Origin of the sequence: Streptomyces sp. NPDC048182 (assembly GCF_043202555.1) — a bacterium.
Lineage (GTDB): Bacteria > Actinomycetota > Actinomycetes > Streptomycetales > Streptomycetaceae > Streptomyces.
Genome location: NZ_JBIDAQ010000002.1, coordinates 274,305 through 299,767 on the forward strand (window position 1 = coordinate 274,305; position 25,463 = coordinate 299,767).

At 75.2% G+C, this 25,463-nt stretch carries 22 protein-coding genes and 2 pseudogenes; 10 read left to right on the top strand and 14 right to left on the bottom strand.

Annotated features, from left to right (window positions below):
- Nucleotides 1–8: 8 nt before the first annotated feature.
- Nucleotides 9–872, bottom strand: coding sequence for a helix-turn-helix domain-containing protein (locus ACGFZL_RS04320; protein WP_393689112.1), 864 nt, complete (start codon nt 870–872; stop codon nt 9–11).
- A gap of 244 nt (nt 873–1,116) precedes the next feature.
- On the opposite strand from ACGFZL_RS04320, the gene ACGFZL_RS04325 reads away from it, so the two are divergent.
- Nucleotides 1,117–2,154, top strand: coding sequence for an aldo/keto reductase (locus ACGFZL_RS04325; protein WP_393689114.1), 1,038 nt, complete (start codon nt 1,117–1,119; stop codon nt 2,152–2,154).
- A gap of 62 nt (nt 2,155–2,216) precedes the next feature.
- Here the strand turns inward: ACGFZL_RS04325 and ACGFZL_RS04330 are convergent, their stop codons facing one another.
- Nucleotides 2,217–3,734, bottom strand: coding sequence for a hypothetical protein (locus ACGFZL_RS04330; RefSeq protein WP_393689116.1), 1,518 nt, complete (start codon nt 3,732–3,734; stop codon nt 2,217–2,219).
- Nucleotides 3,735–3,805: 71 nt separating this feature from the next.
- Between ACGFZL_RS04330 and ACGFZL_RS04335 the strand changes: the two are divergent.
- The 3 genes and pseudogenes from ACGFZL_RS04335 to ACGFZL_RS04345 all read left to right on the top strand — a co-directional run.
- A pseudogene (locus tag ACGFZL_RS04335) lies at nt 3,806–4,549 on the top strand (ABC transporter substrate-binding protein); the annotation flags it as partial.
- Nucleotides 4,536–5,293 (top strand): annotated as a pseudogene (locus ACGFZL_RS04340) (ABC transporter ATP-binding protein). The pseudogenes ACGFZL_RS04335 and ACGFZL_RS04340, both read left to right, overlap by 14 nt.
- Before the next feature lie 45 nt (nt 5,294–5,338).
- Nucleotides 5,339–5,566, top strand: coding sequence for a hypothetical protein (locus ACGFZL_RS04345; protein WP_393689118.1), 228 nt, complete (start codon nt 5,339–5,341; stop codon nt 5,564–5,566).
- Nucleotides 5,567–5,581: 15 nt separating this feature from the next.
- Here ACGFZL_RS04345 and ACGFZL_RS04350 read toward each other — a convergent pair whose 3' ends face one another.
- A complete protein-coding gene (locus ACGFZL_RS04350) occupies nt 5,582–7,018 on the bottom strand; it encodes an MFS transporter (protein ID WP_393689120.1) in 1,437 nt (478 codons plus the stop codon).
- Between the two features lie 148 nt (nt 7,019–7,166).
- On the opposite strand from ACGFZL_RS04350, the gene ACGFZL_RS04355 reads away from it, so the two are divergent.
- Nucleotides 7,167–8,204 carry a LysR family transcriptional regulator gene (locus ACGFZL_RS04355; protein ID WP_393689122.1) on the top strand — a complete coding sequence of 346 codons (1,038 nt, stop codon included), beginning with the start codon at nt 7,167–7,169 and terminating at the stop codon, nt 8,202–8,204.
- Nucleotides 8,205–8,234: 30 nt separating this feature from the next.
- Nucleotides 8,235–9,071 (top strand): SDR family oxidoreductase, encoded by an 837-nt coding sequence (locus tag ACGFZL_RS04360; RefSeq protein ID WP_355168012.1) that lies wholly within the window; start codon nt 8,235–8,237, stop codon nt 9,069–9,071.
- A gap of 27 nt (nt 9,072–9,098) precedes the next feature.
- On the opposite strand, the gene ACGFZL_RS04365 is transcribed toward ACGFZL_RS04360, so the two are convergent.
- From ACGFZL_RS04365 to ACGFZL_RS04380, 4 genes are all read right to left on the bottom strand, one after another.
- Nucleotides 9,099–10,121 carry a hemolysin family protein gene (locus tag ACGFZL_RS04365; protein ID WP_393689125.1) on the bottom strand — a complete coding sequence of 341 codons (1,023 nt, stop codon included), beginning with the start codon at nt 10,119–10,121 and terminating at the stop codon, nt 9,099–9,101.
- Entirely contained in the window at nt 10,118–11,545 is a 1,428-nt protein-coding gene (locus ACGFZL_RS04370) for a hemolysin family protein (RefSeq protein ID WP_393689127.1), read from the bottom strand. Before ACGFZL_RS04370 ends, ACGFZL_RS04365 begins: the two co-directional genes overlap by 4 nt.
- 147 nt (nt 11,546–11,692) lie before the next feature.
- The gene (locus ACGFZL_RS04375) at nt 11,693–13,357 is read right to left on the bottom strand and encodes a penicillin-binding transpeptidase domain-containing protein (protein WP_393689129.1); all 1,665 of its coding nucleotides are present in this window, start codon (nt 13,355–13,357) and stop codon (nt 11,693–11,695) included.
- Nucleotides 13,358–13,385: 28 nt separating this feature from the next.
- Nucleotides 13,386–14,372 (bottom strand): alpha/beta hydrolase family esterase, encoded by a 987-nt coding sequence (locus ACGFZL_RS04380; protein WP_393689131.1) that lies wholly within the window; start codon nt 14,370–14,372, stop codon nt 13,386–13,388.
- An 86-nt stretch (nt 14,373–14,458) separates the two neighbouring features.
- Between ACGFZL_RS04380 and ACGFZL_RS04385 the strand changes: the two genes are divergently transcribed.
- From ACGFZL_RS04385 to ACGFZL_RS04395, 3 genes are all read left to right on the top strand, one after another.
- Nucleotides 14,459–15,427, top strand: coding sequence for a LysR family transcriptional regulator (locus ACGFZL_RS04385; protein WP_393689134.1), 969 nt, complete (start codon nt 14,459–14,461; stop codon nt 15,425–15,427).
- Nucleotides 15,428–15,464: 37 nt separating this feature from the next.
- Nucleotides 15,465–16,340, top strand: a complete 876-nt coding sequence (locus ACGFZL_RS04390; protein WP_393689136.1) for a serine hydrolase — start codon at nt 15,465–15,467, stop codon at nt 16,338–16,340.
- Between the two features lie 61 nt (nt 16,341–16,401).
- Nucleotides 16,402–16,773, top strand: a complete 372-nt coding sequence (locus tag ACGFZL_RS04395; RefSeq protein WP_355168026.1) for a DUF6479 family protein — start codon at nt 16,402–16,404, stop codon at nt 16,771–16,773.
- A 23-nt stretch (nt 16,774–16,796) separates the two neighbouring features.
- On the opposite strand, the gene ACGFZL_RS04400 is transcribed toward ACGFZL_RS04395, so the two are convergent.
- From ACGFZL_RS04400 to ACGFZL_RS04420, 5 genes are all read right to left on the bottom strand, one after another.
- Nucleotides 16,797–18,467: a glycoside hydrolase family 13 protein gene (locus ACGFZL_RS04400; RefSeq protein WP_393689139.1), complete on the bottom strand. Its 1,671-nt coding sequence runs from the start codon at nt 18,465–18,467 to the stop codon at nt 16,797–16,799.
- Between the two features lie 122 nt (nt 18,468–18,589).
- Entirely contained in the window at nt 18,590–19,564 is a 975-nt protein-coding gene (locus ACGFZL_RS04405) for a nucleoside hydrolase (protein WP_393689141.1), read from the bottom strand.
- Between the two features lie 190 nt (nt 19,565–19,754).
- Nucleotides 19,755–20,546, bottom strand: coding sequence for an ABC transporter permease (locus ACGFZL_RS04410; protein WP_355168032.1), 792 nt, complete (start codon nt 20,544–20,546; stop codon nt 19,755–19,757).
- Nucleotides 20,543–21,502: an ATP-binding cassette domain-containing protein gene (locus ACGFZL_RS04415; RefSeq protein WP_393689144.1), complete on the bottom strand. Its 960-nt coding sequence runs from the start codon at nt 21,500–21,502 to the stop codon at nt 20,543–20,545. The genes ACGFZL_RS04410 and ACGFZL_RS04415 overlap by 4 nt, the downstream gene beginning before the upstream one ends.
- Nucleotides 21,503–21,562: 60 nt before the next feature.
- On the bottom strand, nt 21,563–22,234 hold the full coding sequence (locus ACGFZL_RS04420; protein ID WP_393689146.1) for a DUF4097 family beta strand repeat-containing protein: 672 nt from the start codon (nt 22,232–22,234) through the stop codon (nt 21,563–21,565).
- Between the two features lie 239 nt (nt 22,235–22,473).
- Here ACGFZL_RS04420 and ACGFZL_RS04425 point away from each other — a divergent pair, with 239 nt between their 5' ends.
- Nucleotides 22,474–23,217 (top strand): helix-turn-helix domain-containing protein, encoded by a 744-nt coding sequence (locus ACGFZL_RS04425; protein WP_393689594.1) that lies wholly within the window; start codon nt 22,474–22,476, stop codon nt 23,215–23,217.
- A 6-nt stretch (nt 23,218–23,223) separates the two neighbouring features.
- On the opposite strand, the gene ACGFZL_RS04430 is transcribed toward ACGFZL_RS04425, so the two are convergent.
- Both ACGFZL_RS04430 and ACGFZL_RS04435 read right to left on the bottom strand, forming a co-directional pair.
- Nucleotides 23,224–23,946 carry a GAF and ANTAR domain-containing protein gene (locus ACGFZL_RS04430; RefSeq protein ID WP_393689148.1) on the bottom strand — a complete coding sequence of 241 codons (723 nt, stop codon included), beginning with the start codon at nt 23,944–23,946 and terminating at the stop codon, nt 23,224–23,226.
- A gap of 78 nt (nt 23,947–24,024) precedes the next feature.
- A complete protein-coding gene (locus ACGFZL_RS04435) occupies nt 24,025–25,386 on the bottom strand; it encodes a tetratricopeptide repeat protein (RefSeq protein WP_393689151.1) in 1,362 nt (453 codons plus the stop codon).
- Between the last annotated feature and the right edge of the window lie 77 nt (nt 25,387–25,463).

Genomic DNA, 25,463 nt, shown 5'->3' on the forward strand with positions numbered 1-25,463 from the left:
GTCCGGGGCTAGACCAGCGCCCCGTCCGCCACCACGACCCGCAGCGCCGCCTCCGACCGGGAGCCGGGCTCCGCGACGTACGCCATCAGCACCTGGTCGTCCTGCCCCTCCCCGGGCACGACCAACTTCTCGTAGCCCAAGTCCAGTTCGCCCACCGCCGGATGGCGCAGCCGGTGCCGGCCCGTGCGCTTCTCGGCGACCGCCCGGTCCTCCCACAGGGCGACGAACCCGGGGCTGAGGCGGCGCAGTTCCAGCAGGACCGCGCAGAGCCGCGGCGCGTCCGGGTGCCGCCCGGACTCGGCCCGCAGCCCCGCGACCAGTTGCTCGCGCACGGCCTCCGCGTCGGCGTGCAACTGCTCGGCGGCGGGCTCCAGGAACATCATCAGGGCGAGGTTGCGCCGCTCCTCGGGGAGGCCGTCCAGCAGGGGCCACAGCCGGCCGAGCGCCCGGTTCCAGGCCAGGACGTCCAGGCCCTCGCCCAGGACCAGGGCCGGGGTGGGGTCCATGCCGTCGAGCAGGGCCCGCACCTGCGGCCTGACCCGCTGCCTCGGCGTCGGCGGGGGCACGCACGCCCCGCCCTCGGCGTGCGGACGCCGGGAGACGTTGTGCAGGTAGCGCCGCTCGTCGGCGGTCAGCCGCAGGGCCCCGGCGACCGCGTCGAGGATCTCCGCCGAGACCGCCGTCGCCCTGCCCTGCTCGATCCGGGTGTAGTAGTCCACGCTGACCCCGGCCAGCTGGGCCACCTCCTCGCGACGCAGGCCCCGCACCCGGCGCCGCCGGCCCGCGCCCTCGGGCAGCCCGAGTTCGGCGGGCGACAGGGCGCTCCGCCGCCCCTTGAGGAAGGGTCCGAGTTCGGAGTGCGCGTCCACCATGCGGCCCAGTATCACCCGGCGCCGGCCACCCGGTCCGGAATATCCGGTCCAGGGAATCGGGCCCCGATGAACCCGTCGGGTCCCGGTGACCCCGTCGAGTCTCGATGAACCCGTCGGATCCCCGTGCCCCCGTCCCCCGGGAGCCTGGTCCTGGTGGACCCCGGCTGGGCCGGATCTGGTTACCGGGCGCGCGGCGGCCGAGGGTGGGTGCCGTACGCGAACCCGCGAAGGAGGGCCCGTCATCATGAGGTACCGCACACTCGGCGGCAGCGGCATCCAGGTCAGTGAGTTCACCCTCGGCGCGATGATGCTCGGCGCCTGGGGGACCGCCGACCACGGCGAGGCCGTGCGCATCGTGCACACCGCGCTGGAAGCCGGGATCAACACCGTCGACACCGCCGACATGTACGCGGCCGGCGAGTCCGAGGAGATCGTCGGCAAGGCCCTCAAGGGGCGACGCGACGACGTCGTCCTGGCGACCAAGTTCCACAACCCGATGGGCGAGGACCCCAACCGGCGGGGCAACTCCCGGCGCTGGATCACCCGGGCCGTGGAGGAGAGCCTGCGCCGCCTCGACACCGACTGGATCGACCTCTATCAGGTGCACCGGCCCGATCCCGAGACCGATCTGGAGGAGACCCTCTCGGCCCTCACCGACCTGGTCAGGGCCGGCAAGATCCGCGCCTACGGCACCTCCGCCTTCCCGGCCTCCGAGCTGGTGGAGGCGCAGTGGACGGCCGAGCGGCGCGGCCTGGTGCGCCCGCGGAGCGAGCAGCCGCCGTACTCGATCCTGGCCCGGGGCATCGAGCGGGAGGTGCTGCCGGTGGCGGAAAGGCACGGGGTCGGGGTGCTCACCTGGTCGCCGCTGAGCGGCGGGTGGCTGTCGGGCCGGTACGGCGGCCCGGACGGGGCGGATCCGCGCACCTCGCGGCGGGGCAGCTCCGGCATGGTCGACGCCCTGTTCGACATGGACCTGCCCAGCAACCGGGCCAAGCTGGCCGCGGTCACCGAGCTGAGGAAGGTGGCGGCCGAGGCGGGCGTCACCCTGCCGGTCCTCGCCACGGCCTTCGTCCGCAGCCACCCGGCCGTCACCTCGGTCATCATCGGGCCGCGCACGATGGACCACCTGACCGGGCTCCTCGAGGGCGTCGACGTCACCCTCGACCCCGCCGTCCTGGACCGGGTCGACGAGGTGGTGCCGCCGGGCACGGACGTCACCCGCGACGTGACGTTCTACGAGCCGCCCGCGCTGACCGACGCCTCGCTGCGGAGGCGTCGGTGAGGGCGACGAGCGGACCGGCCGGCGCGACGGCCGGCCGGCAGTTCCTGCGCACGCGAGGTCGGTCAGTCGCGCGAGTCACAGGTACGGGGTATCGCCGAACCGGGCTCGCCGCCGCCCGCCGGAAGGACCTGGACGCTGTCCGAGGCGACCGAGAAGGCGTCACCCGACGCGGGATCCCACAGTGTCACCTCCCCGTCGACCACGCCGAAGGCGCCGTACACCTGCCGAGGATCCAGCCGATGCCCGTACAGCGGTAGATCGTGCGCGGGCACGACGGGAGACACGCAGACGGGTTCGGGTTCGGCACCGAAGTAGTGGTCGGGCACATGCCCCGCTCGCCACTGCTGTACGGCGGCCCGACCCGACGCCTCGGCGTGGTCCGCGACGATCCACGTCCAGGGCAGGACGAGAGCCGCGGATCCGATCAAGGCCAGAACCGGTATGAGCAGACGGAGGGTGTCGTCCCGGAAGAGGGACCTGCCGTAGCCCCACAGGGACAGGAGGAGAAGGGACAGCGCCGAGGCGGTGAGCACTATGTGCACCGAGGCGACGAGTTGCCAGACCTTCGCGACGTCCATCTCCTCCGCTCTGACGTCGAATTGAGCCCCGTAGAAGGTGAAGAGCACCGGATCAAGACCGCCGAGCGTGGTCACCAGCACTGGCAGTACCGCTACGGCCGCTGCCGTCAAGAACGGCTTCCGGGCGCCCTCGAGGGCGACCAGTCGTCGAATACCGGGCGGGACGATCAGCAGACCCGCCACGAGCAGGTGCACCCCCAGGGCTTCGGCGGGGCCGAGGACTCGGACCAGAACGAGGGTGCCGCTCAGAAACACTCCGCTGGTGACCAGTGCGGCGGCCCAGGGCGGCCACCCTCCTGGGCGCGCCAGCGGTCGCATCGCGATCGCGGACAACCGCGTCAGAAGGATGCACGCGGCCATCGCCGGGACCGCCGGCCACCACGGGCCCGAGGCGAGGGGAATGCCCATGGCACCCGCGGCCCAGCTCAGTGCCACTGCCGCCAGCACCGCGCATCGGCCTGGTACGGCACCGACCCTGGGCAATCGGTCGTGGGCGCCGCCATGCGGGAACGGTGGGCGCACCCGGCCGGTTCCGGCGAGGGCCTCGGCCTCCGCGCGCGAGCCGAAGACGACCGTTCCGGTGTCGTGGAACCCGAAACGCCGTTCTTGCGCGGACCACCATCGAGCCACGCGACCACTCTGCGGAACAGGTGGTTCATGGACGAACCAGTGAGGTTGTTGCTTGCGTTGCGCTCCGGACACCGACGCCGTGAGTGGCTGGAGGTCCAGGTGGGCGTCGTCCGCCACACGCATGACTGCTTCTGCGGCTCGCAGTTGGGGGTGGCGTCCGCCGTCGGGTGCCAGGGGAAGGATGAGGGTGTAGGTCGCTTTCAGATCGGTCCGGCCTTCCTCCCCTGCCTCCTGCGTCGCGGCGAGGATGTCCCAGCCCATCCTCGCGAACAGGTCGCGGGCCTCGCGGCGGTGCTCCTGGGTGCCGGTGAGCACCGCCTTCACCGTCGCGGTGAGGGTCGCCCCAAGGGGACCGTGCGCCGGGGCGGTCATGAGCCGGATCGGTATGTCGCCATGCGGGGACCCTAGGGGGCGTCACTGACAGCGACGTCGCACGCGTTCCGCGCGGCATCTCCGGGTCGTCGCCGATCCCGTACAAGGTGGCGTGGATCCTCGACGTGGCCGGCGCCAACGAGGCGCTCGTGGCGCGCGAGGGCAGCGGGGTGAGCGACGTCGCGGGGCTGCGCGGCAGGACGGTGGCCACGCCCTTCGCCTCGACCTCGCACTACAGCCTGCTCGCGGCGCTGGAGGCGGCCGGCGTGAAGCCGTCCGAGGTCAAGCTGGTCGACCTCCAGCCGCAGGCGATCCTCGCCGCCTGGCAGCGCGGGGACGTCGACGCGGCCTACGTCTGGCTGCCCACCCTGGACGAGCTGCGCAGGACCGGCACCGAGCTGACCAGCAGCAAGGAGATCGGCGCCGCCGGCAAGCCGACCCTCGACCTGGCCGTGGTCTCCGACGAGCTGATCGGCCGCGACCCGGCGGCGATCGCCGGCTGGCGCACGGCACAGGCCGAGGCGCTGCGGCTGCTGAAGTCCGACCCGGACGGGGCGGTGCGGGACGTCGCCGCCGAGCTGGGCATCAGCGCGGCGGACGCCAAGTCGCGGCTGGCGCAGGGGGTGTTCCTCACCCCCGAGCAGGTCGTCTCCGCCGACTGGCTGGGCGGCGAGGGCAGGCCGGGCAGGCTGCTGTCCTACGTCGGCGACACCGGCGCCTTCCTCGCCGGGCAGCGGCAGATCGACGCCGCGCCCTCGGCGGACGCCGTCCGCGATGCGTTCTACCTCAAGGGGCTGCCCGATGCCGTCAAGTGAGGCCCTGTGCAAGGGCAGTGGCCCCGACGCCATCCGGGTCGACCGCGTCGTCCACCGCTACGGGCGCGGCGGCGAGACGGTCACCGCCGTGGGGCCGGTCGATCTGAGCGTCCCCGCAGGGCAGTTCCTCGTCCTGGTCGGCGCCTCGGGCTGCGGCAAGAGCACGCTGCTGCGGCTGATCGCCGGCTTCGAGCGGCCCACCTGCGGCTCGGTGCGGGTCTCCGGCGCCGAGCCGCGGCCCGGCACCGCGGCCGGGGTGGTCTTCCAGTCGTCGCGCCTCTTCCCGTGGCGCAGCGTGCGCGGCAACGTCGACCTCGCGCTGCGGTACGCCGGTGTCGTGCGGGACGAACGGGGCGCGCGGCGGGCCGCGTTGCTGGCCCGGGTCGGCCCCTTGAGGGCACCGAGCGGCGGCGGACCTGGGAGATCTCCGGCGGGCAGCGCCAGCGCGTCGCCATCGCGCGGGCGCTGGACGCGCTGACCCGGGAGCGGCTCCAGGAGGACGTGCGCCGGGTCGCCGCGCAGACCGGGCGGACCACGGTGTTCGTGACCCACTCCGCCGAGGAGGCGGTGTTCCTCGGCTCCCGCATCGTCGTGCTGACCAAGGGGCCGGGAGCCGTCGCCCTGGACCTGCCGATCGGCCTGCCGCGCGGGGACGTCGACGGCGAGGAGCTGCGCGAGTCCGAGGAGTTCGCCGAGCTGCGGGCCGAGGTCGCGCACGCCGTGAAGAGCGCCGCCGCCGCCTGACCACCCCGACCACGAGACCCCGACCACGAGAAGGGACACCACCCCATGAGCCTGCTCGACCACCGCCCCACCACCCCCGCCACCGCCTCGATCCCCGTCGTCGAACTCGGCCCGCACTTCGGCGCGGAGATCCACGGCCTCGACCTCGCCCGCCTCGACCACCGCGTCATGCACCGCATCACGCTGCGCGGCGACGTGCCGGTGGGACCGGCGGGGCCAGTGGGACCGGCGGGGCCAGTGGGACCGGCGGGGCCGACGGGGCCGCGCGTGTGACTCGGAGTGCGGTGCCTACCGCCCGGAGGGCTGCGGCTCCGGGGGGCTGGAGACGTCGCCCGCCGGGTCCGGTGCGTCCGCTACGTCCGGTACGCCGGCCCGGCGGGCGCGCGGGCCGAGGAGGCTGACCGCGCCCGCCGCGAGGGCCGCCGCGAGCGGCACCAGGAGGCCCGCCCGGTAGCCGGCCAGCAGGCCCTCCGGGGTGCCGGCGTCCGTGGCGGCCACGCTCACCGCCGTGACGGCGGACAGCCCGAGGGCGGCGCCGAACTGGAAGGCCGTGTAGAGCAGCCCGCCCGCGAGGCCCTGCTCCTCCTCCGCGACGCCCTCGGTCGCGGTGATGGTCAGCGGGCCGTAGGCCAGGGCGAAGGCGAGGCCGAGGCAGAGCAGGCCCGGCAGCATCACCGCGTAGGACCAGTCGGGGCCGAGCGGCAGGAACAGGCCGTAGGCGAGGGCCGCGAGGAGCAGGCCGCCGGTGATGACCCGGGCGTTGCCGAAGCGGCGGACCAGGCGGGGGGTCAGGGTCGGGGAGAGGACCGCGTCGACGCCGACGACCAGCAGGGCGAGGCTGGTCCGGAGCGTCGTCCAGCCGCGCAGCTCCTGGAGGTAGAGCACCAGGAGGAACTGGAAGCCGAAGAAGCCGGCCGCGAACAGCAGCGCCGCGAGGTCGGCGCGCACCAGGGAGCCGGTACGCAGGATGCCGAGGCGCACCAGGGGTGTGGCGGCCCGGCGTTCGACGGCGGCGAAGACCGCGAGCAGCAGCAGCCCGGCGAGGACCGTGCCGGCGCTCACCGCGGCCCCGGTGTGGGCCGCGCGCTCCACGCCCAGCACGATCAGCACCAGGCCGGCGGTGACGGTGAGCGCGCCCGCCGCGTCCACCCGGGTGCCGGCGCGGTCGGGCCGCGCGGCGGCGGGGACCAGGGCGAGGGCGGCGGCGAGGACGACGGCGGAGAGCACGACCGGGGCGAAGAACACCCACCGCCAGTGCACGGCGGTGAGCAGCCCGCCGGCCACCAGGCCCACCGTGAAGCCGGCCGCCGAGGTGCCCGAGTAGACGAGCAGCGCCCGGTCGCGCTCGGGGCCCTCGGCGAAGCCGGTGGTGATGATCGACAGGCCCGCCGGGGTCATGAAGGCGGCGGCGACGCCGGTGGCGAACCGGGCCAGGATCAGCGTCCAGGGTTGGCTCGCGAAGCCGCCGAGGCCGGAGAAGAGCAGGAACACGGTGAGCCAGCCGACGAACATCCGGCGGCGCCCGAAGAGGTCCGCCGCGCGCCCGCCGAGCAGCATGAAACCGCCGTAGCCGAGCACGTAGGCGCTCATCACCCAGCCCAGCTCGCCGGTGGACAGGCCGAGGTCGGCGCGGATCGCGGGCAGGGCGACGTTGAGCATGGCGATGTCGATGCCTTCGAGGAAGATCGCGCCGCACAGGACGAGCAGGACCCCGCGCTGGTGCATGGTCGACTCCGTTCGGGAGGAGGGGCGTTGCCGGTGCCTCCAGCCTTCGCCGGGGTGCGCGGGGGAACAACGGCGAAGATCGCTACGTTCGGTCAGCCAGGCTTACCGATCCGGCGCACCGGTCTCTCACCGACCCTCGGAGGCACCCGTGGACCGCTCCGAGCTCGACTGCTTCCTCGTCCTCGCCGAGGAGCTGCACTTCGGCCGCACCGCCGACCGGCTGCGGCTGTCCCGGGCCCGGGTGAGCCAGCTGGTGCAGCGGATGGAGCGCCGGGTGGGGGCGCCGCTGTTCACCCGGACCAGCCGGCACGTGGCGCTGACCGAGCTGGGCGCGCGGCTGCGGGAGGAGCTCGCGCCGCACGTCCGGGGCGTCGACGAGGCGCTGGCCCGGGCGGCGGCGTCCGCGCGTGGTGCGCGGGGGCGCCTGTCGGTCGGGTTCTCCACGCCGCTGGCGGGCGAGCTGGCGATGCGGGCCGCGGAGCGGCTGCGCGAGCCGCACCCCGGGCTGACCGTGCAGGTCTGCGAGGTGCCGCTGACCGACCCGTACGGCATGCTGCGCCGCGGCGAGTACGACCTCCAGCTGACCGACTTCCCGGTGCGCGAGGACGACGTGGTGCGCGGCCCCACGCTGCTGGCCGAGGGCCGGGTGCTGGCCGTCGGCGCCTGGCACCCGCTGGCCGGGCGGCCCGCCGTGTCGCTGGACGAGCTGGCGCTCGCGGGCGTGCCGCTGCTGTCGGTCGAGGGGGACCTGCCGGGCTACTGGCTGGAGCACCGGCGCCCGGCCCGCGCCCCCGGCGGCCGGGAGATCGCCCGGGGGTCGGCCGTCACCAGCCTCCAGGAGGCGCTGACCCTCGTCGCGGCCGGCCGCGAGGCCCTGCTGACGGCCGCCCACACCGCCGACTACCAGGGGCGTCCCGGCGTCGCCTTCGTGCCGGTGACGGGCCTGCCGCCGCTCGGCTACGCCCTGATGTGGCGCTCCGGGGCGGCGAGCGGGGCGACGGAGCTGTACGGGGCGGCGGCGTCGGCGGCGGCCGGGGAACTGGGGCGGGCCGGGGAGCTGGAGCGGGCCGGGGAACTGGAGCCCGCCGGGCGTCCGGAGCGAGCCGGCGGGGGTGCCGGGGCGGCGCGGGTTCCGTCGGGCCGACGAGGGGACGCGGGGTCCCCGCGGGGCACTCGGGCCGGGTGAGGCCGAGCCAGCAGAAGGGAAGGAACCCCCATGACCGGCACCTGGTTCATCACCGGCACCTCCTCGGGCTTCGGGCGGCTGCTCACCGAACGCCTGCTGGCCCGCGGTGACCGCGTCGCCGCCACCTTCCGCCGCCCCGGCGCCCTGGACGACCTCGCCGCCGAGCACGGCGACCGCCTGTGGACGGCGCGGCTCGACGTCACCGAGGCGGGGCACGTGCGCCAGGTCGTCGACGGGGCCTTCGCCGCGCTCGGCCGGATCGACGTGGTCGTCAACAACGCCGGCTACGGCGTCTTCGCCGGGGTCGAGGAGGCGTCCGACGAGCAGATCCGGCGGGTGATCGACACCGACCTGCTCGGCTCCATGCATGTCGTGCGGGCCGCGCTGCCGCACCTGCGCGCCCAGGGCGGCGGCCGGATCCTCCAGGTGTCCACGGCGGGCGGTCAGACGACGTACCCGGGCTTCGGCTACTACCACGCCGCCAAGTGGGGCATCGAGGGGTTCGCCGAGACCGTGGCCCGCGAGGTGGCGCCGCTCGGCATCGCGCTGACCATCGTGGAGCCGGGCGCGACGCCCACCGGCTTCGGGGCCTCGCTGGACACGGCGCCGCCGCTGCCGGCGTACGCGGGCACCCCCTCGGCCGGCACCCGGCAGGGGCTGCTCGACGGCGGGTTCCCGCTGCCCAACAGCGCGGAGCGGATCGCGGACGCGATGATCCGGCTGGTCGACTCCGGCTCCACGCCGCTGCGGCTGCCGCTCGGGTCCGACACCTACGAGGACGTCCGCGCCTCCCTCGCCGCACGGCTCGCCGAGCACGAGGCGCAGCGGGAGGTCGCGTACTCGGTGGTGGCCGACGAGGCGGGGTGACGCGGTCGGGATGGCGCGCGGTGTGGGTCAGGACGGCACGGCCGCCGGGCCGACCAGTTCGCTCAGGACGTCCTCCATGGTGACGAAGCCCAGCACCGTGCCGGCCTCGCCGGTGACCGCGGCCAGGTGGCTGCCCTCGGCGCGCAGGGCGGTGAGGGTGTCGTCCAGCGGGGTGTCGACGCGGACCAGGGTGATCCGGTGCAGGGCCGCGCGCGGGAAGGGGCGGTCGCGGTCGGGGCGGCCCAGGGTGTCCTTGAGGTGCAGGTAGCCGAGGACGGTGCCGCCGGGTCCGGTGACCGGGAAGCGGGAGTAGCCCGCCTCGGCGGCCAGCCGCTCGAGGCCGGCCGGGGTGACGGTGTGCGGGGCGGTGCGCATCCGGGAGACCGGCACGAGGATCTCGCCGACCGGGCGGGTGCCCAGCTCCAGCGCGTCGCGCAGCCGCTCGCCGTCGGCCGGGGTGAGCAGCCCGGCCTCGCCGGCCTCCACCACCATGCGGGCCAGCTGGTCGTCGGTGAAGACGGCCGCGACCTCGTCCTTCGGCTCGACGCGCAGCAGCCGCAGCAGGGCGTTGGCGACGGCGTTGACGCCGAGGACGACCGGGCGGAGCGCCCGGGTGAGGGCGACCAGCGGGGGGCCGAGCACCAGCGCGGTGGCGGCCGGGGCGGCCAGCGCGATGTTCTTCGGGATCATCTCGCCGACCAGCATGTGCAGGTACGTCGCCAGGGTCAGGGCGAGCGCGAACGCGACCGGGTGCACCAGGGCCTCCGGCAGACGGGCGGCGGCGAAGGCGGGCTCCATCAGATGCGCGACGGCCGGCTCGGCGACCGCGCCGAGCACCAGCGAGGAGACGGTGATGCCCAGCTGGGCGGTGGCCATCACGGCGGACAGGTGCTCCAGGCCCCACAGGGTGGTCCGCGCCCGCCTGTCCCCGCCCTCGGCCCGCGGCTCGACCTGACTGCGCCGCACGGAGATCAGCGCGAACTCGCCACCGACGAAGAAGGCGTTGGTGAGGAGGGTCAGCGCGCCCAGGAGCAGCTGAACGGCGGTCATCGGGCGGCCTCCGGACGTGGGCGCTCGGTGGGGGCGAGGGGATCGGGGGGCGCGGGTGGCCCGGCGGAACCGGCCGGCACGCCGGGCCCGGCCGGTGCCGGGGTGGCCGAAGCCGGGGCCGGAGGGGTCAGGCGGATGCGGGAGGCCCGGTGGTGGTGCACGGACGTGACCTCCAGGTGCCAGCCCGCCAGGGTGAGCGTGTCCCCCGGGGACGGGATGCGGGACAGCTGGGCGGCGATCAGGCCGGCCAGGGTCTCGTACGGGCCCTCCGGCGCCGTGAGGCCGATGGACGTCAGGCGGTCGGGGCGCAGCGAGCCCTCGGCCTCCCAGGCGGCGTGGCCGTCCGGCCCGGCGGGGACGGGCCGGAGGTCGGGGACCTCCGCCGGGTCGTGCTCGTCGCGCACCTCGCCGACGACCTCCTCCACGATGTCCTCGACGGTCGCCACGCCCGCCGTGCCGCCGTACTCGTCGACGACGACGGCCATGGTGCGGCCGGCCCGCAGCCGCTCCAGGAGCCGGTCGGCGGGCAGGCTGGCGGGCACCAGGAGGGGCGGGGTGGCCAGCTCGGTGACCGGGGTGTGGGCGCGCCGCTCGGGCGGCAGGGCCAGCACGTCCCGGAGGTGCACGGTGCCCACGATCTCGTCCAGGCCGTCCCGGTGGACGGGGAAGCGGGACAGGCCGGTGGCGTGCGCCAGGTCCGCCGCGTCGGCGGCGGTGGCGTGGGCCGAAAGGGCCCGTACCGCCACGCGCGGGGTCATGACCTGGCGCGCGGTCAGCTCGGCCAGGTGCAGGGTGCGCACGAACAGCTCGGCGGAGTCGGCCGCCAGGGCGCCCTCGGCGGCCGAGTGCCGGGCCAGGGCGACCAGTTCGCCGGGCCCGCGCGCGGAGGCCAGCTCCTCGGCCGGCTCCAGGCCGAGGCGGCGCACGACGCGGTTCGCCGTGCCGTTCAGATGCCGGATGAGCGGCCCGAAGGCGGCGGTGAAGCCGCGCTGCGGACCGGCGACGGCCTTGGCGACGGCCAGCGGGCGGGAGATCGCCCAGTTCTTCGGGACCAGCTCGCCGACGACCATGAGGACGAGCGTGGAGACGGCCACGCCCAGCAGCGTCGCCGCCGTGGGCGCGGCGCCGCCGAGGCCGGCCGCGGTCAGCGGGCCGCGCAGCAGCGCCGCCAGCGACGGCTCGGCCAGCATGCCGATGACCAGGGAGGTGACGGTGATGCCGAGCTGGGCGCCGGAGAGCTGGAGGGTGAGGCCGCGCACGGCCTTCAGGGCACCCTCGGCGCCGCGCTCACCGGCCGCGGCGGCTCGCTCCAGGTCACCGCGCTCGACGGTGGTGAGGGCGAACTCGGCCGCGACGAACACGGCGCAGGCGAGGGTGAGCAGCAGGGCGGGCAGGAGGAGCAGGACGGTACTGGGAGGCTCCATCGGGGACGCGGACTCCTTCGGGAGAGGATTTCCCCCAGGGTAAAGGAAGAGCAAAGGAACCGTCCGCGGCTGTGGAAACCGCCCCGCCACCGATCGACCCCGCCATCGCCCCGCCACCGATCGACCCCGCCACCGCCCCGCCCCCCCTCAGGACGGGTCCGCCGGCTCGGCCGCCAGCAGGCTGTGGATCACCGGCCCGGCCGAGCCCCCGCCCGTGACGCCCTCCTCCACCACCACGGCTATCGCCACGTTGCCCCGGTGGGCGACCAGCCAGCCGTTGTTGTCCTGCTCCTCGGAGACCTCCGCCGTACCGGTCTTCGCGCCGACCTCGCCGGGCAGGTCGGCCAGCACGTGGGCGGTGCCGTCGGTGACCGTGGCGCGCAGCATGTCGCGCAGCTGCCCGACCACCCCCTCCGGCAGCGGACGCGTGCTCGTGCCGTCCTCCGTGCCCGGCGTGAGCGAGGGCTGGTGGAAGCGCCCGGAGACCGCCGTGGCCGTCACCGAGGCCATGATCAGCGGGTTGGCCTGGATCCGGCCCTGCCCGATCATCGAGGCCGCCTTCTCCGTCTCGTCCTTCGGCACCGGCACGGAGCCGTCGTAGGACGCGATGCCGGTGTGCCACTCCTGCCCGACGCCGAAGTAGGTGCGCGCGACCTGCCCCAGCTCGTCGTCGGCGAGCTTGCCGCGCAGGCTGATGAAGGCGGTGTTGCAGGACTCCGTGAAGTCCTTGCGGAAGGTGGCGCCGGGGTGCTCGGAGGTCTCCACGTTGTGGAACTCCTTGCCGACGACGAGCTGCTTCGGGCAGTCGACCACGTCGTCCGGCCGCACCGCCCCCTTCATCAGCAGGGCGGCGCTGGTGACGATCTTCCAGGTGGAGCCGGGCGCGTACGTGCCGGAGGCGGCGCGGTTGAAGCCGGTGGCCGGCGAGTTGGCCAGGGCGAGGACCTCGCCGTTGTCGACGCGCAGCGCGACGAGGGCCGCGTTCTTGCCGTCGGCCTCGCCCAGCGCCCGCTCGGCGGCGGTCTGCCAGCCGGCGTCCAGGGTGGTGCGCGCCGGCTCGTCGCCCTTCGCGGCGGCCCCGGCCTTCGCGCCGAACTCGGCCTCGGTGCGCCGCACCTCCCCGCTGGCGCGGTCCACCAGCTCGACCGCGCCCCGCGCCCCGCCCTCGCCGCCGGCCCCGTCCCCGGCCAGCCGGCCGAGGAGCGGCGCGAGGGACGGGTGCTCCTCGCCGGTGAGCGGGGTGCCCGCGCGGTCGGTGACCTCCGGCGCCGCCGCCTCCTCGCGGTCGAGGCGGAACTTCGCCGTGTCGCTCAGCCGCGGGTGCACCAGCGACAGCCGCCAGTCGACCTTCCAGCCGCCGTCGTCCTGCCGGCGCAGGGGCAGTTCGGAGGCGTACGTCCAGGTCCCGAGGCCGGTGATCGGCATCCGGGCGGTGAACGGGACCGCGAGGGCGCCGTCGCCTGCCTCCTTCGGTTCGGCCGCCGCGGTCAGGCGGGGCTTCTCGATGTCCAGGCCCGCGGTGAAGCTCTGGAGCACCTGCTCGGCCGTGCCCGGTCGGGTGGTCCGCCCCGCCGCGCTCGGCAGCCGCCCGGCGGCCCAGTCGGCGAGGAAGGCCCGCGCCTCGCGCATCGCCGCCGGGTCGGGCCCGTCGTCCCCGCCCGCGCCGCCCGCGAACGGCCCGACCCCGGCGGCGTACGCCCCGCCCGCCACCACCCCGAGCACGACGGCCACGGCGACCACGCCCCGCACGACGGGGCGGGACCTGCGGCGGGGGGAGGGGGAGAAGGTGCTGGTCTGCGGTGTCGTCGCCATGGGCGGGTCCTTTTCGGTGGGATGCGGGTCAGCGGGTGAAGAAGTCCAGGAGCGTGGTGGTGGCGTCCAGGGCCCGGCTGGTGCGGCCGAAGCCCTCCGGCGGCGTCATCGCCGAGCCCGGCCAGGTGTGCCCCGCGTCGTGCACGACGAGCAGCTGGACCGTGCCGGCCGGGGTGCCGGGAAGCCGCCAGGTGGTGCGGTCGTAGCCCCGCTCGGGGCTCGTACGGGGCGGGCCCGCCTCCCCGGCCGCCGCGAACGCCTGCGCGCTCGCCCGCGCCGACATCGTCGGCACGATCGGCTCCTTCGGGTCCGGCGGCGGCGACGGCAGCCCGGCCAGGGGGCGTACGGGGTCGTCGGCGCCGTAGACGATGAGGACGGGGACGCGCCCGGTCGGGCGCACGGCGTCCGCGCCGGTCGGGAGCTGGCCGGAGACGGAGGCCGCGCCGGCCAGCAGGCGGGGGCGGTCGGCGGCCAGGCGCAGGGCCATGGAGCCGCCGTTGGAGAAGCCGGCCGCGTAGACCCGCCGGGGGTCGGCCCGCTCGGTGCGCACCAGGTGGGCGACGAGCGCCTCGGCGAAGCGGACGTCGCGGGCGGGGTCGGGGCGCTGCGGGGTCTTGCGGGTGCCGGCGCCCCAGCCGTGGTCGAGGCCCTCGGGGTAGGCGACGAGCATGCCGCGCTTCCCGGCCGCCCGCTCCAGGCGGGTCTGCTCGCGCAGCTCAGCGGCGTCGGAGTTCCGGCCGTGGAAGGCGACGATCAGGGGGCGGGGGCCGTCGGGGGCGGTGGGGGGCCGGTGGAGGTGGTAGGTGCGGTCGATGCCGTCCACCCGGAGGTAGGCGGTGGTGGCCGCGGGCTCGGTGGCGTGGGCCGACGAGGGGGCGGGGGCGGCGGTGGGGCGGTCGGTGTCGCGGCCGGTGTCGGTGCTGCCGCAGCCCGTCAGGACCATGAGAGCGAGGGCGAGCGCCGCCAGGACACCGGTCCGGGTCCGGTGGGGGTGCGGGGAGTGGGAGGTGCGCATGCCGTAGAGCAGAGCAACGGCCACCCCGCTCTGTCCAAGATTGATATGGGTGTCGGATCGATCAATCACCGATATGATTGCTGATCGTGGACCTGGTGCGGCACCTGGAGTGCTTCGTGGCTGTTGCAGAAGAGTCACACTTCGGGCGTGCCGCGACCCGGCTCGGCATGGCGCAGCCACCGCTGTCCCAGCGCATCCAGCGCCTCGAACGGGAGCTGGGCGTCCGCCTCTTCGAGCGCAGCAGCCGCCGGGTGACGATCACCGAGGCGGGCACCCTGCTGCTCGGCGAGGCCCGAGAGCTGCTGGCCCGCGCCGAGTCCCTGCACGCCACCGCGCGCCGGGTCCGGGACGGCGAGACGGGCGTGCTGCGCGCCGCGCTGCCGCCCGACGTCTCCGGGGAGACCGTCGCCGCCCTGCTGGCCGACTTCGGCCGCCGGCACCCCGGCCGGGAACTCGAACTGGAGCTGCACGAGCTGTCCACCGCCGAGCAGCTCGCCGCCTTCGCCGCCCGCGAGCTGGACGTGGGCCTGCTCCACCACCCCTGCGACGTGACCGGCCTGGAGCTGGGCCCGGTGCTGCGCCGCGACCTCGGCGTGCTGCTGCCGCGCGGCGCGCCCGAGGCCCGCCTCGGCGAGGTGCCGCTCACCGCGCTCACCGGCTACGACCTGGTGCTCTTCCCCCGCTCCGGCGCCCCCGCGGTCTACGACGACCTGCTCACCGCCTGCGCCCGGGGCGGCTGGACCCCGTCCGCCGTCCGGCACGGGCAGGGCGCCAGCTTCGTGCGCGGCCTGGTGCTGTCGGCCGGCGCGGTCGCCCTCGGCCCGCACGACACCCGGCTCGCCACCGCGGGCGACCCGGAGTTGGTCTGGCGCCCGCTGGCCGGCGCCCCGCTGGCCTGGCGGCACTCGGCGGCCTGGCCCAGGGGGCGCGGGGACGCGGCCGTCGCCGCCTTCTCGGACGCCGCGACCCACGCCCTGCGCACCACGGCCGGCGCCCACGCCGACCCGCCGGCCCGGCCGCTGCATCTGCGTCCCGCCTCGGAGTTCTGGCTGTGACCCCGCCGCCCCTCGACCTCGCATCGGAGCCCGCCCCGTGACCGACACCCCCGGCCGTCTGCGGACGGCCTTCGCCGACGCCGGGGTCACCGGGTGGCTGCACGCCGTGGACATCGACACCGGTGCCCAGGTGGACGCCGGGGCGGACCGCACCGTTCCGACGGCCAGCGTGCACAAGCTGTGCGTGCTGGTGACGCTGCACGAGCTGGCGGCGCGCGGCGAGCTGGAGCTGACCGAGCGGATCGCCTGCCCGCCCGACGGGCGTACGCCGGGTCCGACCGGGCTCGCCGCGATGCTGGACCCGGTCGAGCTGTCGCTGCGTGACGCCGCGTTCCTGATGATGTCGGTCAGCGACAACACCGCCGCCGACCTGCTCCTGGACCGGGTCGGCCTGGACGCCGTGAACCGCACCTCGGCGCGGCTCGGCCTGACCGGGACGCGGGCGGTGCAGCGCTTCGGCGCGATGCTCGACGGCATGCGGGAGGACGCGGGGCCGGCCGGGGCGCGGGCGCTGGCCGACCCGCACGTCATCGCGCGGCTGCGCGCCCTCGACCCCGCCACCGCCGGCCACAGCACCCCGCGCGACATGACCCGGCTGCTCGGCGCGATCTGGCGGGACGAGGCGTGCCCCCCGGAGTACGGCGCCGCGATGCGCCGCATCCTGGGCCTCCAGGTCTGGCCGCACCGCCTCGCCGCCGGCTTCCCCTTCGACGACGTCCACGTGGCCGGCAAGACCGGCACCCTGCCGACGCTGCGGCACGAGGTCGGCGTGGTGGAGTACCCCGACGGCGGCCGGTACGCGGTGGCCGTCTTCACCCGTACGGCGCACACGGCGGCCACGCTGCCGCGGGCGGACGCGGTCATCGGCACGGCGGCCCGGATCGCGGTGGACGCGCTGCGGGCGGGCCGGTAGCCGACGGCCGAGCCGGACATATCAGGCGCTTTTAGGCCATCTCAGGTACATAATCGAAACCATGACCACGGCAACGCGCGAAGTGCTGGCCACTTCCTCCAACGGGCTCAACCTCTTCATCGCCTTCGTCCTCGGCATGATCGTCGTGTGCGCGCTGATCGGCGCGGTCTACTGGGGCATGCGCGTCATGGAGCGCGAGTCGGCCCGGCCGCGCGCCGAGGAGCAGCCGAAGCTCCCCCTCGGCGGCGCCGTGCGCGAGGAGCGGGAGTCCCGCGAACCCGACGAGATCCCGCTCAACAGCGACGGCAGCCCGCGGCTGATGCCGTACGAGCTCCGGCACTCCGGCAGCCGGCGCGGCGCGAGTCAGGCCCGCCACCGCTGGCTGCCGGGCGGCAGCGGCTCCTTCGGCAGCGGCGGCGCCGGACACCGGTAGGGCCCCCTCGCGGCCCTCGGCGGTCAGCGGCCGAGCCAGGCCGTGGTGTCCGGGCCGAGGCGGCCGTCCGCCAGCGGCGCGCTGGTCAGCAGGACCTCGCCGGCCGGCAGGTCGACCGGCTCGGCCGACAGGTTGGTGACGCAGCGCCAGGTGTCCGAGCGGTCGAACCGCAGGACCCCCGCCGGGGTGTCCGCCGCCCAGTGCAGCTCCTCGCCCGCCAGCAGCTTGCGGCGCAGGCGCAGGGCCGTGCGGTACAGCTCCAGGGTCGAGCCCTCCGCGCCGTCCTGCGCCTCGACGGCGTACGCGGCGAAGCCGGGCGGCTGCGGCAGCCAGGCGCCGGAGTCGCCGAAGCCGTACGACGGGCCCTCCGTGGTCCACGGCAGCGGCACCCGGCAGCCGTCGCGGCCCTTGCGTACGTGTCCGGTCTGCTCCCAGATCGGGTCCTGGAGCACCTCGGTGGGCAGGTCGGCCACCTCGGGCAGGCCCAGCTCCTCGCCCTGGTAGAGGTAGGCCGAGCCGGGCAGCGCCAGCATCAGCAGCGTCGCCGCGCGGGCCCGGCGCAGGCCGGCCTCGGCGTCGACGGCGGGCGCGTGGCCGCCGGCCAGGAGCCAGGCGTCGGTGTCGGTGCCCGGCGGGAGGACCAGGCGGGTGGCGTGCCGGACCACGTCGTGGTTGGAGAGCACCCAGGTCGCCGAGGCCCCGGCGGCGTGCGCGTCGGCGAGCGAGCCGGTGATGATCTCCCGCAGCCGCGCCGCGTCCCAGCCGCCCTGGAGGTACTCGAAGTTGAACGCCTGGCCCAGTTCGTCGGGCCGGGCGTACAGCGCGCGCCGGACGCCCGGCACCCACGCCTCGGCGACCGCCATCCGGGGCGGGGTGTAGGCGTCGAGGATCTTGCGCCAGTCGCGGTAGACCTCGTGCACGTCGTCCCGGTCGTAGAAGGGGTGGCTGCCGGCCGCGAGCCGGTCGAGGGCCTCGCTGCTGCTCAGCTCGGGGTCGCCGAGGTCGCGCAGTGGCTCGGCGAGGTCCTTGACCAGGGCGTGCGCCACGTCGACGCGGAAGCCGTCCACGCCCCGGTCCGACCAGAACCGCAGGGTGGTCCGGAAGTCGGCGCGGACCTGCTCGTTCGCCCAGTTCAGGTCGGGCTGCTCGGGGGTGAACAGGTGCAGGTACCACTGCCCGTCCGGCACCCGCTGCCAGGCGCTGCCGCCGAAGACGGACTGCCAGTCGGTGGGCGGCAGCTCGCCGTGCTCGCCGCGCCCGTCGCGGAAGACGTAGCGGTCGCGGGCCGGGGAGCCGGGCGCGGCGGCCAGCGCCTCGGCGAACCAGGCGTGCCGGTGCGAGGAGTGGTTCGGCACCAGGTCCACGATGACCTTCAGACCGAGCCGGTGGGCCTCGCGGGCGAGCGCGTCGAAGTCGTCCAGGGTGCCGAGGCGGGGGTCGACGTCACGGTAGTCGTCGACGTCGTAGCCGCCGTCGGCCAGCTCGGAGGGGTAGAACGGGCTGAGCCAGAGGGCGTCGACGCCGAGGGTGGCCAGGTGGGTGAGGCGCTGGGTGATGCCGCGCAGGTCACCGAGCCCGTCGCCGTCGGCGTCGGCGAAGCTGCGGGGGTAGATCTGGTAGATGACGGCCTGCCGCCACCAGTTGGGATCCTTCGAGGAGAGGTCGGGGGCGCTGTCGTTACTGCGTACGGTCACGCGGGCTGCTCCTTCGCGAGGCGTGCGTCGTGCGGGCGACACGTACAGTTCTGTCCCCGTCGCCGGAAAAGTGAACCCACGCGGCCGGGCGGCTCCGCCGTACGGCAGCCGTGCCGCGTGCTCTAGACGCCCTCCACGGCGGCCAGGTAGAGCCGTGCGTACCGCTCCACGTCCACGTCCAACGCCACGTCGACCAGGGCCTGTTCGCGGGTGCCCTCGTGGATCTCGGACTCGCCGGGGCGGGCGCGGCGGTCCACGATCGTCTGGCCGCGGGACGGGCCGGGGGCGAGGCAGACCTCGACGGGCAGCCGGCGGGTGGTCAGGCCGCCGGGGTCGGCGACGGCGCAGACCGCGCCGGCGTCGCCGAGGCCGCCGCCGGGGTCGGTCTCGTCGGTGGCGGGGCCGCGGTGGGCGAGCAGCTCGCCGGCGAGGCGGGCGCCGGGTTCGGCGGACGCCCGGAGCCGGCGTACGTCCGGGCCGGGGACGATCACGCGCCGGAAGACGTCCAGGCCGTACATGGTGATCGGCACCCCGGCGGTGAGCAGGATCGCGGCGGCCTCCGGGTCGTGCCAGACGTTGAACTCCGCGACCGGCGTCGCGTTGCCGACCTCCACCGCGCCGCCCATGAAGACGATCCGCTCGATGTTGCGGACCACCTCGGGGTGGGTGCGCAGCAGCAGCGCGATGTTGGTGGCCGGGGCGGTGGGGATCAGGGTGACCGGCGCCGGGGAGGCGAGGATCTCCCGGCGCAGCAGGGTCACCGCGTCCACGTCGGCGGGGGTGCGGGTGGGGGCGGGGAGGCCGAGGTCGCCCATGCCGTCCGCGCCGTGCACGTGCCGGGCGGTGCGCACCGCCTCGATCAGCGGGCGTTCGGCGCCCCGGGCCACGGGGACGCCGGGCGCGCCGGCCTGCTCCAGGACGGTCAGGGTGTTGCGGACCACGCCGTCGACGTCCGTGTTCCCGGCCACGCAGGTCACGGCCCGCAGGTCGAGTCCGGGGTGGCGGACGGCGAGCAGCAGTGCGAGGGCGTCGTCGATGCCGGTGTCGCAGTCGATGATCACGGGGGTGGGGCGCGGGGCGGTCGGGGCGGTCGACATGGGGCTCCTTCGGGGGCGGGGGCGGTGCGGGTGGCCTTGTGGGGGACGGTGCGGGTGCGTTGCCGGGGCTCTGCCCCGGGCCCCGCCAGGGGCCCCGCCAGGGGCTCCGCCCCTGGACCCCTGCCTGTGCCCACCCACCACCCGTTTGCGGTCGGACAGAGAAGTGGGCAAGAGAACAAGCGGACACCTCTCACTTGGCGTCGCGGTTGTACTGGGACATCGACCAGACGTACCCCAGCACCGTCAGGGCGACGCACCAGCCCAGGGCCAGCCAGCCGTTCGCGCCGATCTCCGTGCCGAGGAGCAGGCCGCGCAGGGTCTCGATGGCCGGGGTGAAGGGCTGGTACTCGGCGAACGGCCGGAACCAGCCCGGCATCGCGTCCAGCGGCACGAAGGTGCTGGACAGCAGGGGCAGCAGGATCAGCGGCATCGCGGTGTTGCTCGCGCCCTCGGCGTTCGGGCTGGACAGGCCCATGCCGACGGCGATCCAGGTGAGCGCGGTGGCGAAGAGCACGAGCAGTCCGAAGGCGGCGAGCCACTCGAGCGCGGTGGCGTCGGTCGAGCGGAAGCCGATGGCCACCGCGACCGCGCCGACCAGGACCAGGCTGGCCACCGACTGGAGCACGCTGCCGATGACATGCCCGATGATCACCGACCCGCGGTGGATCGCCATCGTGCGGAAGCGGGCGATGATGCCCTCGGTCATGTCGGTGCAGACGGAGACCGCGGTGCCGATGGTGGTGCTGCCGATGGTCATCAGCAGCAGGCCCGGCACCAGGAAGGCGACGTACGCCGAGCGGTCGGGTCTGCCGCCACCGATGCCCGCGCTCATCACGTCGCCGAAGACGTAGACGAAGAGCAGGAGCAGCATGATCGGGGTCAGCAGCAGGTTCAGCGTCATGGACGGGTAGCGCCGGGCGTGCAGCAGGTTGCGGCGCAGCATGGTGGACGAGTCGCGGACAGCGAGGGCGAGGGTGCTCATGCGAGCTGCTCCTTGGTGGTCTGGTGGGGGACGGCGGCGTCGCCGGTGAGGGCGAAGAAGACGTCGTCCAGGTCGGGGGTGTGCACGGTGAGTTCGTCGGCCTCGACGCCGGCCGCGTCCAGCCAGTCGAGGATCGAGCGGAGTTCGCGCTGGCTGCCCCCGCTGGGGAGCTGGAGCGCGAGCGCCTCGTCGTCGGGGAGCGCCTCGGTGAGCGCGGCGGCGGCGGAGCGGTAGGCGGCGGGGTCGGTGAAGCGGAGCCGGACGTGGCCGCCGGGCACGAGCCGCTTCAGCTCCCGCGCGGTGCCCTCGGCGGCGAGCACGCCGTCGTGCAGCACGGCGATGCGGTCGGCGAGCTGGTCGGCCTCCTCCAGGTACTGGGTGGTGAGGAAGACCGTCACCCCGTCGCCGACCAGCTCCTGGATGACGCCCCACATGGCGTGCCGGGAGCGGGGGTCGAGGCCGGTGGTCGGCTCGTCCAGGAAGATGATCCGCGGGCCGCCGACCAGGGTCATCGCCAGGTCGAGGCGGCGCTTCATGCCGCCGGAGTAGGTGGCGGCGGGCTTGCGCGCGGCCTCGGTCAGGTCGAAGCGCTCCAGCAGTTCGGCGGCGACGCGGCGGCCCTCGCGCCGGGAGAGGTGGTGCAGGTCCGCCATGAGGAGCATGTTCTCCTCGCCGGTGATCAGGCCGTCGACCGCGGAGAATTGCCCGGTGACGCCGATCGCCGCGCGCACCGCCTGCGGGTCGGCGGCGAGGTCGTGGCCGCCGACCCGGATCGCTCCGGCGTCGGCGGAGACCAGCGTGGAGAGGATCTTGACGGCGGTGGTCTTGCCGGCGCCGTTCGGGCCGAGCAGGGAGAAGATGGTGCCTTCCGGGACGGCGAGGTCGATGCCGTCGAGGACGGTCTTGTCGCCGTAGGACTTGCGCAGCCCGGTCGCCGCGATGGCCAGGTCGGTCACGGGAAGCTCCGTTTCGGGGTTCTCATTCGGGTTCTTGATCGGGGTTCTCGATCGGGGTTCTCAGAGGCTGCGGGCGGTGATGTCGCCGTGGCCGGTGGTGGCGTGGACGGTCAGGCCGGCGTCGGCGCCGTCGGCGTTCTTCAGGGCGTTGTCGACACGGCCGTACCGGGTGCCGGCGTCCAGGGCGGCGGAGACGCCGCGGGCCGCGCCGAGTGAGATGGAGCCCTGGCCGGTGCGCAGGGTGACCGCGCCCTCGCGGGCCTCGGTGACCTCGATGTCGCCGCGTCCGGTGCTGATCTCCGCGGACCCGCCCAGGCGGCCGACCAGGACGTCGCCGTCGTGCACGGCGAGGCGGAGGCCGGCGGCCTCGTCGATCTTGACCCGGCCGTACGCGCCCTCCACGGCGACGTCCCCGAGGCGTCCCACGCCGCGGAACTCGGCGGCGCCGGCCTTCGCCTCGACGCGGGAGCCGGCGGGCACCCGGACGGTCACCTCCACCGACCCCGAGTCGCCGAGGAGCCGGCGGGCCGGCGCGGGGGCCGCGACACGCAGGACGCCGTCGGCGCAGGCGACCTCGATCCGCTCGGCCGCCTTCACGTCCCGGCCCTTGCCGGCGTCGGCGGGGAGGACCTCGACGACGGTGTCGGCGCGGTCGGCGGCGATGAGGTTGACGCGTCCGGCGGGGAGGTCGAGGACGACGGTGACGGGGGCGGGGGTGGTGAAGGTGTGCATCGTGGGCTCCTTCTGAGTGCCTGAGCGCTTCGCTCTGCGTTTCCGACAACGCAAAAGCTACGTTGCGTTCACCAGTCCGGCAAGACACTTGTTGCGTTCTGCGGTTGAACTTGCAGCTCACTTAGGCTATTTCGTTGCGCTGAGCCTGAAGGGAACGCAACAGCCACCCCTGCGCTCGTTGCAATGGAATGAACATGAACGCTATGCTCGGCGCAGTTCGGACGACGAAGGAGATCACCGTGCCGGGAGGCAGGCTCACCCAGCAGGAACGGCGGCAGATCGCGCAGGGGCTGGCCGACGGCCACGCCTACGCGGAGATCGCCCGGCGCCTGGACCGACCGACCTCCACGGTCACCCGCGAGGTGCTGCGCAACGGCGGCCCCACCGCCTACCGCGCCGACCTCGCCCACCGCGCCACCGAGACCCGCACCCGGCGCGGCGGGAAGAGCCCGCGCGCGGCGGCGGAGGCCGAGCCGCAGCCCTACGGGCGGGACGCCGAGGAGGTGCGCGCCTTCGAGGAGGTGTTCACCACCGCGATGATGGCGTCCGGCATGTCCCGGATGACGGCCCAGGTGCAGGCCGCCCTCACCCTCGCCGACTCGGGCAGCATGACCTCCGCCGAACTGGTGGGGCACCTCAAGGTCAGCCCGGCGTCCGTCTCCAAGGCGATCACGTTCCTGGAGAGCCAGGGCATGGTCCGCCGGGAACGCGACGGCCGCCGGGAGCGCTATGTGGTCGACGACGACATCTGGTACCAGTCGATGATGTCCAGCATCCGCTCCATGACGGAGATCGTCAGGACCACCCGGCAGGGCGTCGGCGTCTTCGGCTCCGGCACCCCGGCCGGCGTCCGCCTGGAGAACATCGCCCGCTTCCTGGACTACCTCGCCGAGACCATGGCCCGGGCGGCCGACCAGGCCCGCGACATCCTGCACAGCAAGCCGGAGGGCGACGAACTCCAGACGGTCACCAGGGGACGCTAGAGGACGCTAGGGGACGTCGCTGTCGAAGCGGCGGCGGTGGGTGAGGACGTCGCGGGCGACCGCGTGGGCCGTGCGGCCCCGGGCGAAGGCGTCGGCGCGGAGGCGGGCGAGGGCCTCGTCGGCGCCGATGCCGAGCTGGGCCATGATCATGCCGACCGCCTGGTAGACCTCGTCGTGGTCGCCGGAGAGCCCGCTCAGCCAGCCGTCCTCCTCGCGCGGCAGCGCCATCAGGGCCAGGGTCAGCACGCCGGCCACCAGCCGGGCCGTGCCGAGCTGCCCCCGGGTGAGGCCGCCCGGGGTGTCGCGGTACAGGTCGAGGGTGCCGACGCACACCGTGTCGCTGCCCAGCGGCAGCGCGTACACCGCCTGCACGCCGACCGCGGTGGCCTGCTGGGCGAAGACCGGCCAGCGGTCCGCGTCGGCGCCCGAGGAGAGGTCCGAGGCGAGCACCGGCGCGCGCGCCGCGATAGCGCTCACACAGGGCCCGTCGCCGAGGGTGGCCTGGATCTCCGCCAGGCGGGAGGCCCGCTCGCCGCTCGCGCACAGCCGCACCGGCACGCTCTCGCCGCGCAGCGACGCGCTCGCGCCGCTCACCGGCAGCAGCCGGGGCGCCAGCCGGCACAGCCGCACCGGCACCTCGATGGGCGGCACGCCGCGCACCTCGGCGGCGATCAGCTCGGCGGGGCCGGGGCCGGCCGGGGAAGATCCGAAGTAGTCGCTGGGCCGCACACCCCACCGCCTCCTTCACACCTGCGGCCGACGCCCGAATACCCCGCGCCGAACGCGGGAAACCCCGACTTTCCGCGGCTACAGCGGCGGCGGCGCCGGGGCGGGGCCGAGGGTGGTCGTGCCCGGCGTCGTGCGGTGGCCCAGGCCCGTGCGGTACGCGTCGAGCGCCGCCTCCACCCGGCCGGTGCGGCGCAGCAGATCGCCCAGGAGGCGGCACAGGTCGGCCAGGTCGCCGGCCGCGCCCGCGCGCTCCAGGAGGCTGAGCGCGCGCACGTAGTGCTCCTCGGCGGTGTCGGTGTCGCGGGCGTCCTCGGCGATGATGCCGAGCAGCCGGTGCGCGCCGGCCGCGTGCACGGCGCCCCGCTCCGACGACAGGTCGTCCAGGACCTCCCGCAGCAGGGCCGCGGCCTCGTCCGACTTGCCGCGCCGGTGCAGCACGTCGGCCAGCTCCACGGCGACCTGGCTGCGGTAGAGGGCGGCGCGGGTGTCGGAGAGGATGCCGAGCGCCTCGCGCATCTCGTCCTCGGCGCGCGGGAGTTCACCGTTCTGGGCGCACACGTACCCGCGCATCCAGTGGCAGTTGGCCAGCTCGGTGCGCAGCCGCAGGCCGCGGTAGAGCTCGGCCGCCTTGGCCAGCGAGGCGTCCGCCTCGGCCAGCCGGCCCTCGGCGAGCAGGGTGCGGGCCACCGAGCGGTGCATGCGGGCCACCAGGGCCGGCTCGGCGACCCGCGGGGCGAGGGCGAGGGCCAGCTCGGCGGCCTGGGCGGCGCGGGCGTGCGCGCCCATGTCCATGTAGGGGCCGATGACGCTGGCGTAGAGCAGCAGCAGGGCGTCCGGGTCGTGCAGGCCGGCGCGGTTCAGCTCGTCGAGGGTGGACTCCAGGAGGTAGACGGCGTACCGGAGTTCGCCGGCCAGGTAGTGCGTGAGGGCGCGCCCGCGCAGCGCCGGGACGCGGGCCGGCAGCGGGGCGCCGGCCTCGGTCAGGCACGCCTCGGCACGCTCGAAGTGGCGCCGCCCCGCCGTCAGTTCCCCGGTCTCCACCGCGCACTCGCCGAGGCCGAGCAGCGCGGTCGCCCGCTCCTCGGCGAGGCCGTGGTCCTCGGCCTCCGCGAGCAGCTCCGCGTACTGCCGGGCGGCCGGTTCGGCGCCGCCGGCGGCGAGCGTGCGGTACGCCTCGGTGAGCCGCAGCCGCAGGTCGGTGGCGAGGCCGGCCGGGCGTCCGGTGGCCAGCTCCTCGTAGCCGACGCCGAGCCGTCCCGCGAGGTGCCGCAGCGCCTCGTCGGAGGGGCGGACGCGGCCGGCCTCCAGGGTGGAGATGTAGGCGGGCGTGTACGCCGGCTCCGCCAGCTGCCGCTGGGTCATCCCGCGCTCGGCGCGCAGCCGCTGCACCCGCCGTCCGATGGCCTCCCGGTCGTCCCGGCCGGCGTCTCGCTCCCCCACGGGCAACTCCCCCTGTGTCCCTTGCCGTTCGGCTGCGACGGCCCTAGGTTAAACCGCGGATTAAGCGCGCTTAACAG